The sequence below is a fragment of the Paenibacillus sp. FSL R7-0198 genome, assembly GCF_038000415.1.
Classification (GTDB): Bacteria; Bacillota; Bacilli; order Paenibacillales; family Paenibacillaceae; genus Paenibacillus.
In genome coordinates this window covers 4015264-4027439 of the sequence record NZ_JBBOCB010000001.1, presented here as the reverse complement: position 1 = coordinate 4027439, position 12176 = coordinate 4015264, and the positions used below count along the sequence as shown (strand labels likewise).

14 protein-coding genes are annotated in these 12176 nt (G+C 43.8%); 7 read left to right on the top strand and 7 right to left on the bottom strand.

Annotated features, from left to right (window positions below):
• Positions 1-4 precede the first annotated feature (4 nt).
• The 3 genes from MKY87_RS17460 to MKY87_RS17450 all read right to left on the bottom strand — a co-directional run bounded on the left by MKY87_RS17460 (position 5) and on the right by MKY87_RS17450 (position 1776).
• Complete coding sequence (locus MKY87_RS17460) at positions 5-205, bottom strand: cold-shock protein (protein WP_024633772.1); 201 nt, start codon at positions 203-205, stop codon at positions 5-7.
• 395 nt (positions 206-600) lie between these two features.
• Positions 601-837 (bottom strand): DUF6953 family protein, encoded by a 237-nt coding sequence (locus MKY87_RS17455; protein WP_036607962.1) that lies wholly within the window; start codon positions 835-837, stop codon positions 601-603.
• Between the two features lie 150 nt (positions 838-987).
• Positions 988-1776: a CPBP family intramembrane glutamic endopeptidase gene (locus tag MKY87_RS17450; RefSeq protein ID WP_340965535.1), complete on the bottom strand. Its 789-nt coding sequence runs from the start codon at positions 1774-1776 to the stop codon at positions 988-990.
• A gap of 306 nt (positions 1777-2082) precedes the next feature.
• Here MKY87_RS17450 and MKY87_RS17445 point away from each other — a divergent pair, with 306 nt between their 5' ends.
• Positions 2083-2754, top strand: coding sequence for a phosphatase PAP2 family protein (locus MKY87_RS17445; RefSeq protein ID WP_338590111.1), 672 nt, complete (start codon positions 2083-2085; stop codon positions 2752-2754).
• Between the two features lie 134 nt (positions 2755-2888).
• Here MKY87_RS17445 and MKY87_RS17440 read toward each other — a convergent pair whose 3' ends face one another.
• Positions 2889-3668, bottom strand: coding sequence for a helix-turn-helix transcriptional regulator (locus MKY87_RS17440; protein WP_338590109.1), 780 nt, complete (start codon positions 3666-3668; stop codon positions 2889-2891).
• Between the two features lie 112 nt (positions 3669-3780).
• On the opposite strand from MKY87_RS17440, the gene pyk reads away from it, so the two are divergent.
• Positions 3781-5196 (top strand): pyruvate kinase, encoded by a 1416-nt coding sequence (gene pyk / locus MKY87_RS17435; RefSeq protein WP_062838171.1) that lies wholly within the window; start codon positions 3781-3783, stop codon positions 5194-5196.
• A 140-nt stretch (positions 5197-5336) separates the two neighbouring features.
• Here pyk and MKY87_RS17430 read toward each other — a convergent pair whose 3' ends face one another.
• Positions 5337-6866, bottom strand: a complete 1530-nt coding sequence (locus tag MKY87_RS17430; protein WP_340965534.1) for a methyl-accepting chemotaxis protein — start codon at positions 6864-6866, stop codon at positions 5337-5339.
• Between the two features lie 180 nt (positions 6867-7046).
• Entirely contained in the window at positions 7047-7496 is a 450-nt protein-coding gene (locus MKY87_RS17425; protein ID WP_091039275.1) for an SRPBCC family protein, read from the bottom strand.
• Between the two features lie 256 nt (positions 7497-7752).
• On the opposite strand from MKY87_RS17425, the gene MKY87_RS17420 reads away from it, so the two are divergent.
• Positions 7753-8490 carry a WecB/TagA/CpsF family glycosyltransferase gene (locus tag MKY87_RS17420; protein WP_340965532.1) on the top strand — a complete coding sequence of 246 codons (738 nt, stop codon included), beginning with the start codon at positions 7753-7755 and terminating at the stop codon, positions 8488-8490.
• A 28-nt stretch (positions 8491-8518) separates the two neighbouring features.
• Complete coding sequence (locus tag MKY87_RS17415) at positions 8519-9358, top strand: helix-turn-helix domain-containing protein (RefSeq protein WP_340965530.1); 840 nt, start codon at positions 8519-8521, stop codon at positions 9356-9358.
• A 17-nt stretch (positions 9359-9375) separates the two neighbouring features.
• On the opposite strand, the gene MKY87_RS17410 is transcribed toward MKY87_RS17415, so the two are convergent.
• On the bottom strand, positions 9376-9909 hold the full coding sequence (locus MKY87_RS17410; protein ID WP_339787161.1) for an MOSC domain-containing protein: 534 nt from the start codon (positions 9907-9909) through the stop codon (positions 9376-9378).
• Between the two features lie 256 nt (positions 9910-10165).
• Between MKY87_RS17410 and MKY87_RS17405 the strand changes: the two genes are divergently transcribed.
• The 3 genes from MKY87_RS17405 to MKY87_RS17395 all read left to right on the top strand — a co-directional run bounded on the left by MKY87_RS17405 (position 10166) and on the right by MKY87_RS17395 (position 12068).
• Complete coding sequence (locus MKY87_RS17405; protein WP_081745883.1) at positions 10166-10531, top strand: DUF1304 domain-containing protein; 366 nt, start codon at positions 10166-10168, stop codon at positions 10529-10531.
• A 76-nt stretch (positions 10532-10607) separates the two neighbouring features.
• Positions 10608-11447, top strand: coding sequence for a DUF4261 domain-containing protein (locus MKY87_RS17400; protein WP_340965528.1), 840 nt, complete (start codon positions 10608-10610; stop codon positions 11445-11447).
• Between the two features lie 261 nt (positions 11448-11708).
• Positions 11709-12068 carry a hypothetical protein gene (locus MKY87_RS17395; RefSeq protein ID WP_338590089.1) on the top strand — a complete coding sequence of 120 codons (360 nt, stop codon included), beginning with the start codon at positions 11709-11711 and terminating at the stop codon, positions 12066-12068.
• Positions 12069-12176: the final 108 nt, after the last annotated feature.

The window sequence follows — 12176 nt, the reverse complement described above, 5'->3', positions numbered from 1 at the left end:
TTAATTACAGTTTTACAACTTCTTCTGCTTGAGGACCACGGTTTCCTTGTACAATTTTAAATTGCACGCGTTGACCTTCGTCCAGCGTTTTGAAGCCTTCGCCTGTAATAGCGCTGAAGTGTACGAATACATCTTCTCCGCCTTCAACTTCGATGAAACCGAAGCCTTTATCAGCGTTGAACCATTTTACTGTTCCGTTTTGCATGTGAATTACACCTCCAAATAAAGATTAACATGTTCCTTTGTTCTTTGCAGCAAGCAAATAAAAATTCACACATTGAAAAAGGTACCAGTCATAAACCTATAAGTGATCGCCCTTTACAATATATGAATTAGGTTTTCCACTCTCTACAACTTGTTTTTATTATAACTCCATTTCAGCCAAAAAGCAAATCTTTGTATTTTCTTTTCAAACAGCTTTGGAAATACATGTTATTAACACGCGTGGGGCCAGGGTTCATAACGCTTATGTGCCTGGTCGCTTGTGTACGGTCTTATGAAAGGATATGCAGATCTAATCCATCTTATACATTTTTTATATAATATTCTGACATGCATATCCAACACAACCAATGAATCATCTTACTCCAGTATAACACACTATGTCCATGCCCACATAAATGCATCCCGATCCCAGGCGATCTGCCCACGATGAAGCTTTCGGAAAGCTTTCTTCACTTCTTTGGACAATGATGTATTGCCGTTCTCGTTCACAAAAACAAACTCTTCGCCAAAATGGGTCTTCACATATTCTATGGCAGCTTCCTGATGAAGTGTTCCTGTGAATTTAATCTCCTGTACCATCCATTCTGCTACACCTTGTGCTGTCTTCTCCACTATATCACCTACTGTCTAAACCTAATGTACGGATAGGCAGACCTCGTATCATGAACATATCTGTCTTCCCGCCAGACTGAAGTATACCATGATCCAACTGCTGACGGGAAACTGTATGATAACTACTTTTAAGCAATACCCGCAATACCCTTAATGAACAACCGTATTCGCTTGCCCACTCCCTTTGGATGGAATAGACGAATTTGTTCGAATGCTCCACACTAACCATGCACAGTAAGCAATCAGTACTGCCAGTATAAACAGATCGTAAGGAAGTGTACCTGTGTCCTCCAGATCATTCGCTAGAAATTGAATCAGATTATGTATGAAATGAAAAAATATAAGCGGTACGATATTGCCGTTCTTCAGCATCAATAGCGCCAGTACAGCTCCCAGGAGCAGCGCATAGATCAATTGCATGATCGTATCCGTCATATCCTGACCAGACAATGCGTTCAGCAGATGTGTAATTGAAAACAATATGCTGGAGGTCACAACTGCGGCCACTGCACTTTTTTGAAGCAATGTTTTGAAAATAAGTCCCCGATAGATCGTTTCCTCTACAAAAGCTACGAGCAAGGTAAAAAAGATGAAAAAAGCTACTCTAGACAAGCTCAGCTCCCCAAATCCTTTCAGGGAAAGTGTACCCAGTACAAGGAGTAGTGGAATATAATACTTTGCGTGGCCAGCCGGGATACTTCGCAAAGACCGGAAGCCAGTCTCTCCCCACTTGCGCCTTAACGTCAGATAGATCATCAGAACAATTGCGATGGGTGTAAAGGAAATGAGTACAGGGGAAGTGTAGTCCAGTTGTTTTATCGTCGCAATGGCTCCTGCAGCAAATACGGCTAACAAGAGAAGTAGCTCAATAATCACAACGGTGAGCACAGGTTTGCGCTCGGAAAAGGAATGTTTTGGCTTGGATTGCGGATTAATCATACATTTCCCTACCTCGTTTCATTTACTTTTTTTCGTTGTCATATGAATTTATATGCCAATATAGTTGTATCACATCATCCGTATATTGAATATCCCTATTATGGATAAAACTATAAAAGTAACAAAAAAGAGACTTATCCTGACTTCTTTTCCCCTAAAATCAGGTATGGCTTATACCTTGATCTGTCCATTATAGTATTACAAGAGTTCAATGCTGCAGGGGTGTGGCGACTCTCCAACGTCATATATCTATGAAGTACCCATTAACGATAGTTTTACAATGCATAATGAAATCAGGGGGATACTATGAAAGCATTCTTTCAGCGCTGGGGGCATTTACTGGCTATTCTGTGCATACCGCTCCAAGGCTCCATTTACGTATTTCTAGGCAGTAACACCGGAAGTGATGTCTTCTACAATTATGCCTGGATTGATACACAGATTCCTTTTCTCAAAGAATTTATTTATCCGTACATTAGCTGGATGCCCATTCTGTATCTTGGATTTCTCTATTTGGGTCTGACGAACAAGTCGCTATTCTGGCGTACGTTGATTACCTATAATGTTGGTGTCATGGCTGCCAATGTCTGTTTTGCGGTGTTCCCTACCCATGTCCCACGTCCGGAGGTCGGCGGAACTGATCTGAGCAGCGTGTTAGTGCAGTTTATCTATACAAATGATGCGCCCTTCAACTGTTTCCCAAGTGTTCATGTTCTGACCAGCTATTTGCTGTTTATTGTGATTAACAGACACTTGAACTTTAGGCCTTTGGCACGGATTTCTTGGTCGGTATGGCTATGGTTGATTATTGCATCAACGGTGTTTGTAAAACAGCATTCCTTGCTGGACATCGCTGGAGGCATTTTGTTTGCTGAGGCGGCGTATTGGACTGTACATGTCTTTGCTCTTCGTCTTGGGCAGGCACGAAAAAAAAGCAAGCAGCCACTCACAGCTTCTAATCCAAGCAGTCATGTATAACGACATTTATATATGTAACAGGTGGGATGATGATCCTGCTATACAGCAAAAGAGGGCATAGGCCCTCTTTTTTTGTACTCATTTAATTAAACCTACTTATATAGAAGAACTTTATTTGGGTTGGACTACGCGTTTCATACTATAGGTGGCCGTTCATGAAGAAGGTCAGACGGTGGACTTCCGGTTATACGTTTGAATATGCGGTAAAAATAAGACAGATCCCGGTAGCCGAGAAATTCGGCAATTTCCTGGATGGAGAGTTGTGACTCAGTGAGCAGATATATGGCTCGTTTCATCCGTTGATCATGGACATATTGACTGATGGTCTGATTTGTCATGCTTTTGAATAATGCAGCAGCATAATTGGGCGTTTTATTGATCTCGTCCCCGAGTTCTTCCTTCGTCACTTTCTCCCGATAATGCCGCTCAATATACCGCTTCATCCGTTCAACATGATTATGCCTCTCCGGCGGGATGACTCCACGATCAAGCTCCCTGTTCATATAAATCAACACTTCCATCAATAAGGCTTGGCTCATCATGACATAATAAGACGGACGCTCCTGCCATTGTTGATAAATAGCGCTCATGCGTTGATGGATCAGTTCGTAACATCCAGGTTTATGCCGCAAAGCCTCATACCGTTCCAATGCTGGCAAAGTTTCCGTATGGTCGCGTTGCAGTTGAATTACAATCTGTGTGTGCGTTACTGTAGGAATACTTTTGCCGTAATATGGGACGCCACCTGGAATGAGGAGCAATTCACCCTTTTCCATGATCTGTTTATCACCGTTCACCCAATATACACATTTTCCATAAGTAACCAAGCTAAGCCGCCAAGTTTCTTGAGATTGCACAGCTTCTTCGTACCAACCGACACCATTAATATGTCGTACTTCAAGTGGAGTGACCATAACACACCTCATTATCGGACTATACTCTAATCATTGTACTATAGTTCATACCCTGATTCGACAGAAAACGCTACAATACACATATAAGCTTAAATATGAGGAGGAAATTAGCATGTTAAAAACAAAAATTATTTGTACCATGGGACCTGCTTGTGACTCAATCGAATTGTTAAAAGTAATGATTCAGGAAGGTATGACCGTTGCCCGTCTGAACATGGCTCATGGCGAACTGGAAGATCACGTTACACGGATTAACAATATCCGCAAAGCAGCTTCCGAACTGAACACCTATGTACCGATCATGATGGATATCAAAGGGCCGGAAGTACGTATCGGTAAACTGAAAGAAGCATCCTGCCATCTGCAAGCTGGTAAAGAGCTGATCCTGACTACCGAGGAAATTCTTGGTGACGCTGAGCGTATCTCGGTAAACTATCCAGAACTGAACCTCGTTGTGAAACCTGGCGATCGTATCCTCATCGATGATGGCCTTGTGGATCTGACTGTACTGTCTGTGGAAGGATCCGATATCCATTGTAAAATCATCAGTGGCGGCATTCTGAAACCACGCAAAGGGGTTAACTTGCCAGGAATCAAAACGACATTGCCAGGTGTAACCGAGCGTGACGTTATGCACATCGGATTTGGGATCGAAAACGATATCGAAATTATCGCAGCATCCTTTGTTCGTAAAGGCGATGACATCCGTGAAATCCGCAGCATTTTAAAAGAACGCGGTGTAGACCACGTACAGATCATCTCTAAAATCGAAAACCAGGAAGGTATGACGAACCTGGACGATATTATTGAAGCATCTGACGGTATCATGGTAGCTCGTGGAGATCTCGGGGTTGAAGTTCCGATCGAAGACGTACCAATGATGCAAAAAGAAATGATCGATAAATGTAACCGCGCTGGTAAACCGGTTATCGTAGCTACACATATGCTGGAGTCCATGCAAGTGAACCCACGCCCTACTCGTTCCGAGGTAAGTGACGTGGCAAACGCTGTACTTCAAGGCGCTGACGTTGTGATGTTGTCCGGTGAATCAGCTGCTGGTAAATATCCGGTACAATCCGTGCGCACGATGGCTGCTGTTGCTCGCCGTGCTGAAACAATGATCGATTACAAAGAGCAATTCGCACAAAAATCGGCTCAACAGATCGCTGATATTACTGAAGTTATCAGTCAGGGCGCTGTAAGTTCTTCCCTCGTACTGAATGCAAAAGCAATCATCACTTCGACTGAGAGTGGATTCACAGCACGCATGATTTCCAAATATCGTCCAAAAGCGCCAATCATCGCAGTTACACAACATGAAGAAGTATTGGCGAAAATCTGCCTGCTCTCCGGTGTTATTCCGGTTATGGGCGACAAAGTAACCACAACGGATGAAATGTTCGAGTCTGCTACTCGTAACGCAATCAAAACAGGTTATATCGAAAAAGGTGACATCATTGTATTGTCCGCCGGTGTTCCAATCGGTCAATCCGGTAATACAAACCTGATCAAAGTTCAACAAGTCTAATTCAATAGCTGAAACTGAAGCTATAGATCTTAGCTATATACAGAAATACAAAAATCCACCGAGAGCAGAAATGCATCCCGGTGGATTTTTTGTTAGATATGTGTGTAATGATCGTGATGTTACAACAAATGATTCCGAAATTATAGATTCCGCGAGTAATCAACCAGATCCTGTGACATCGTGTTGATCTCATCCATTGAAGCATTCACCTGCTGTGTCAGGGCAGCCTGATTTTGCGTTAACGTGGACATATTACCGATATGTTCAAGAATTTGATCAATCAGTGTTTTCATCTTCTGCATGCTATCTTCGATATTTACCGTAGCCTCTGAACTGTGATCAGCCAGTTTCCGCACTTCACCTGCAACGACGCCAAATCCCAGTCCCAGCTCTCCCGCACGTGCAGCTTCAATTGCTGCATTCAACCCCAGCAGATTGGTCTGACTGGCAATCTCTCGAATAAACACGGTGATATTCTTCGTATCATCTGCACTGCTTTTCACTTGAATAGCTGCATCGGCGGATAACTCCTGTGCAGTCACCAGATCCTGTGCCTGATCGGTAATCGAGTTGATTCCACGTACCATCTCGCCAATGGACTCCGACAATTGTTTGGTTTTGAGATTCATGGCTTCCACGATCTGTTCCTTATTCTTCTCATGGGTAACATCTCGAATGGTTCCAGCTACACGGAGTGGTACTCCATCCTGATCCCTAATGGTCTCCCCACCCGCGTGATACCACCGATACTCCCCGTCTTTGCGTTGCAGACGATAATCCAGATCGTACGGCGTACGACCACTGTAATCGTTCATATGTCTGGCAAATTCGTTGATCGTCCGATCATGGTCTTCCGGATGAAGTCGGCTGCTCCAGCTGCTGAACACATTCGGGAAATCCTGCTCGTCTTTAAACCCTAATTCTCGGCGGAATTGAGGTGACCACCAAAATTCATTATTTGGGTTAACCACATCTCCGGCTACAACGGTCATATCCCACGGTGCCTCCACCAAGGCTCGGTTAACCAGATCATATCGGGTGACGAGTGCTTCCAGCTCATCAGACTTGCTCTTCTCCTCATGAATATCAAACATGATGCCCAGAAGTTTGACCGGAACGCCAGCTTGATTTCGGATGACTTGTCCAAGGCATCGGAACCAGCGGATTTCTCCACTTTTTGTAATCATACGGCTGATGACGTTATAGGCAGTTGTTGCTCCAGTGTCATTCACATGTTTCATAATCTCCTGCACCAGTTGGGGTCTGTCATCCGGATATATCGATTTGGCCCAGCTTGCAAATGAATCGGGATAATCCTTGGAACTATGGAATCCTAACATTTGGCGGAATTCCTTCGAAAATGCCACAACATTATTGTTATCCAGTGGATCACCTGCAACAATTTCAGATTCCCATAATCCCACATTCATTGCCTGATTCAGCATTCTAAGACGCATTTCCACAGCTTCGTTGTGTGTTTTCATCATATGTACTGCTTTTTTGATATTATTAGCTATTTCATCATTATCCTGAAATTCAATGCCACCTTCAATCCATGCGTCATAGTTGCCCTTTTCTGCATTTGCTACGAGTTTACGACTATACTCCAGTAAATTTTGATGTGCATCTATACGAATTTGTTTGGTCGATTCAGTACGTTTACGAAACATGTTCATTTCTCCTCTTAGGTCATATGATATATATTTCGACATTATCAGACATTAAATGTAGAGCAATGGTCTTTAATATGTATAAAAAAACAAGAACCAGTGCTGAATCAGCATTGGTTCTTGTTTTAAATGCTCTTTATTTTTTATAATCATAAATCTTAAATGACTGCCTCTTACCCGCTACCAGCCAAAATTCAATGTTTTCCCCGTTTCCACCCAAGTTTTGATGCTGCTAAGGATCATCCACCAGCTGCTCTGTGCACTCGCAAAGGAAGGATGGTTTTCTGTAAATTGATCATTGATCAGCGTCAGCTTCGTACACTCCCCCACAGTCTCCAACTGGAAGACCACTCTGGATTGAAGCTCGGCATGATTGGCATGGTATGACGGTCCGGGATGCTCCTGATAACTAAGTCTGGACAACGGTTCAAATTCCAATATATCTCCGTACACATGGACAGTCTCCGCACCATCATTACCTGGCCCTACATAAGCAAACGGTTGACCTGGTTGGAAATTGGTGCGAAGTTCACTACCGAAAAAGCTGTTCCGTGTGCCGTCTGGTGATATTAGAGCATTCCACACATCTTCCAGTCCTGCATTGATATAAAATTCATATTTCAGTTCCATGGACTCACTCCCTTTATGTATTGGATAAGCGATCTATCAACCTCGCACTCCTATCCTATCGTTATACCCCAAAGACCGTATTGTAAAAACGCGACATCAGTTAAAATATAAGCTCTTTATGTTTTCGGGAATGTTATACCCTGATCCAAACGGATTGCGTCATATAGTGCTTTCCCAGAAGATCAGATATACTAAACTGGAATGAAATAACAGGTCTATTCAAGGTGATGGGACTAAATTAGAAAGGAAATGAGACATGAGCCAATCAACGAATATTATGGGCATCCCTTTTCCCAATGTAACGATGAATCAAACGGTTGCAATCCTTGGTGAAGTCGTAGATCAGGAAAGTACTGAACTATTTCATGTCATCACAGGCAATCCCGAGATTGTTATGTCCTGTCAACAGAATGCCTCTCTTCGCGAGGTTGTCGATCAAGCCGGGTTGGTCACAGCTGACGGTGCCGGCATTGTAATGGTATCCCGTTTTCGGGGCGGACAATTGACTGAACGGGTAACGGGTTGTGATCTGCTGTTTCGTTTATTGGAGGAAGGCGATCAAAAACAATGGTCATTCTACATGCTGGGAGCAGAGGAAAGCGTAAGTGAACAGGCCGTGAAAGTTATTGCGCAGCGTTACCCTGGAGTTATCGTAAAAGGTAGACACCATGGTTATTTCCAGGCAGATGAGGAACAACAGATTGTGGAAGAGATTCGTACTGCTCAACCAGACTTTCTTATCGTTGCTCTTGGTGCACCCCAGGCGGAACACTGGATTAATAAGTATCGCCACCAGTTGAACGCTCGTGTAGCCATAGGTGTTGGAGGCAATCTCGATATCGTGGCAGGCAAAACCAAACGTGCCCCTGCGATATGGCAGAAGCTTAACCTGGAATGGCTCTATCGCCTCCTCAGTCAACCTTCGAGATGGCGCAGGCAACTCATTTTACCCCGCTTTGCTGTGCAGGCATTGTTGTTCAGAGAACCTAAATAATGTGAGATGAGCAGGAGGGATGATTCGGATGAAACAGGTAGAACACGGAGACAGACCAAGTATGGGCCTGCTGAATCTGAATGAAGGTGATCATAAATATCAACTAACACGCCATGCTCCTTCCGAAGCACTTCGGCCTTTTGTTAAACATTACTGGATCGTATCGTGGGATCTGACTGGACTTGAACCGTATCCCCAACATGTCGTGCCTAACCCCTGTGTCAATCTGGTCGTGGAACGAAACAATACGTTTTTCTTCGGACCATCGGGACGTAAATTCTCCTATCTTGTGAGCGGGAAAGGTCGTGTATTTGGCGTGAAGTTCAAACCAGGAGGTTTTTATCCCTTCCTGCGGGTTTCTGTCTCTTCATTGTACGGACAGCCGATGAATGTATCCAATATTCTTGACGTCACAGCGGACTCCCTGGAAGACCGACTTCTTGGGGCGGGGGATGATGCGGATAAAACCAGTTACATCGACCAGCTATTATGTGCACACCTTCCTGCTGAAGATGCTCAAGCGAGAATGGTTAACGATATTGTGCAACAGATTGAACAGAACCGGGAGATGCTGAGAGTAGATGATCTATCTTCCTATTGGAATATGCATACCCGAAAGCTTCAGCGCCTGTTCAATCAGTATGTGGGCATCGGACCCAAAACGGTAATTAAGTTGTATCGTCTGCAAAATGCTGCAGAAATGATGGACCGCGGTCTTCATTGTGACCTGATTAAGCTATCTCAGGACCTTGGATATCATGATCAATCCCATTTCATCCGAGATTTCAAGTCTATTATTGGCAGTACACCAGAGGAGTACTTACACTCTAGACATCCGAATGGTGAGCGCCGAGGGCTGATCAATTAAGAAACCCGTCCTGAAAATCAGGACAGGCGAATGACTTCTATGGTATCCCCCGTATGGATGACACCTTCCCGTTCGACCGAGCACACAATCCCACGTTTTTTTCGAGCCGCAGGCACGAATTTTTTGCGCAAACCGTCCTGTTCGTAGAATTGTTCAATCATTTTCCCCGGATGTACACAGGGAAGGTTCTCTCCTTCACATATTAACCCTGTCCCGTTCGGAAATAAAAGCCGTGTTCCGGCAGGCAGTTCCGTCAATCGATCAATGCCACGAACCAGTATATTGGCACCAAGCCACTCTGGACGCACTTCAGGAATGTTCATTTTCTCAGCAATAAGAGCACATTCTTCCTCAGACACAATACTGATCTGGCGGCGATTCGCAATCGGTGTACCGCGCTTGTAGATTTTCTGACGCGAGTCCGCTGGACGTAGCAGACCATAATGACGGTCATCCGGAATTCCTGCGAGCTCAATGTCGACAAAAGGTACAACTCGGGTCACAAATGTGGATGGATCATCAGCCAGCAAGACGACTTGAACTGTTCCCATAGTAATCTCCTCCCTTTCCTGAGCACTATCACTTCTCTATTGTTCATTATTACCCAATGAATGGATTGTCGACAATCGGCGTATGCTTACCTTTGTACGTTTTTTTTATTTCAACATTATAACTCACTTGGAAAACGATAAATATTTTATATAACACACAATTAAATTGTTAAAAATTAATTTCACTCTTTCCGTTCTCGTTGCAAACATTTATACTAGGATGGACAAGTAAATAAATTACATATCAGAAAGCAAGGTGTTTCCTTTGATTAGTATCATTTTTGTAGCTCTTGTAGCTGTCGAACACTTCTATATCATGGTGATGGAGATGTTTATGTGGACTCGTCCACGCACAATGAAAACCTTTAATCTCACGCCGGAATTCGCCAAATCCACCAAATCCCTTGCGGCCAATCAAGGCCTTTACAATGGATTTCTTGCGGCAGGTCTGATCTGGGGACTCGTATATCCGGATGCTGCCGTTGGACAGCATATTCAGATTTTCTTCCTGGCGTGTGTGATTATCGCGGCTCTTTATGGGGGAGCAACTTCCTCACGGTCGATCATTATCAAACAAGGATTGCCTGCGATTATTGCATTGTTGCTAGTTCTGTTCCTGTAATTTCTGTCGAATGGTGCATTGCTTCGATTCATGTTAACTCCTTTATGGTAAGGTAGTGAATAGATAGCAGTGTACAATGACCAGAATCGTTCTGGAATTGGAAGGAGAACATGTCATGGGATTGTTTGACAAGCTTCGGCGGCGCAAAAAGGAGAAGGTACCTGCAGGTGGTGCTGTCGAATCGACGAATTACAGTGAAACCATCGTGGGTTTTGTCCTGCTGGAGCGTGACGATTGTGATTTTGACCTCTTCATCAGGAACATGAAGAACGAATGGGATATCGAGATTGAAGAACGCCCGGAGGAGGGCAATCTCTTTTTCGAAGTGAATGGGATGCAGGTGGTATGTGCTCACATTGCTGCGCCTGTGCCTGACCGTGAAGTTGAGGAGAATGCCAAACTCAACATCCTTTGGCGAGAAGCGGAGCAAGTTACCTCACGGCACCAGTCTCAGATTATTGTCTCTGTTCTGAACGCAACAAATGCTATTGAGGGACATGTTCTGTTCACTCAAACAGCGAGTGCCTTATTACAGTTGGATCACGCGCTGGCAATATACATGGCCCCGCTTGTCGTTGAAGCCAGTCAGTATGTCGAAATCAGCCGTGGGATCAAACATGATGAGTTGCCCGTCTCGCTCTGGATTTTTATCGGATTATACCAAAATGCCGAAGGCTCTTCAGCTTATACTTACGGACTACGTAACTTTGGTAAAGAAGAGATGGAGATTATGCAATCGTCGGAGTCCTTAAGCGATGTATTTGAGATGATGTTCATGACCACAACGTATGTGGTTGAGAACGACGTCACACTGCATGACGGGGAAACACTTGGTTTCTCGGCAGAGCAAAAGCTGAGCATTTCCCTTTCCAAAGGTGTAGCAACGGAAGGTAACAGTTTGAAGATTGGCTTCTAACTTACGTAGTTATCTTAACTTTATCGTGTCACAGTTGTAGAAGCCGTCTGGAGTTCAACCTCTGGGCGGCTTTTAGCTATTTAACCTTCCTTCCAATGAAGATATGATAACAATCCCTGAATTTAACTTCCCTAGGAATAAGTAGTCCATAAGAACCACTCAATTATGAATTCAGTTTTCATTCCCGTTATAAAAAGGTATAATTAATAGGCTTATAGTCTCATATATTACATATTATTTTATTATCGAGGAGTTGCCTACATGTCTGTTAGACGTTTGGATTCAACTAAACCTATTATTGAAATTATCTGGGAAGGTATTGTTTCTCCTGAACATGTCGAACAAGCAAATACAGAAATTCAGAGAATAGCTGAACAATTGGGAAGTTCGTTTGATGTGCTAGTAGATATGCGGAACATGAAGGCTTTCCCTCAGGACACCAAAGAAAAAATTGTGGAACACCAGAAACTACTGACACAGTGGGGTATGAAGCGAGCCAGTGTAGCCGTAGGTGGTGCGATCGCCAAAATGCAATTGAATCGGATCTCCAAAGAGTCGGCGCACCAGACTGAATTCCAATGGGAAACGTATGACGAGGCTTTGGCATTTTTGTTGAAATAATATTGAAGTGATACGGACTCAGTATAAGAGAGCTACTGATGCTGTACCTTGCACACAGAAAGAGGCGTTCCCCATGAGGAAGCGCCTTTTTCTTTTACAGTTCCACGT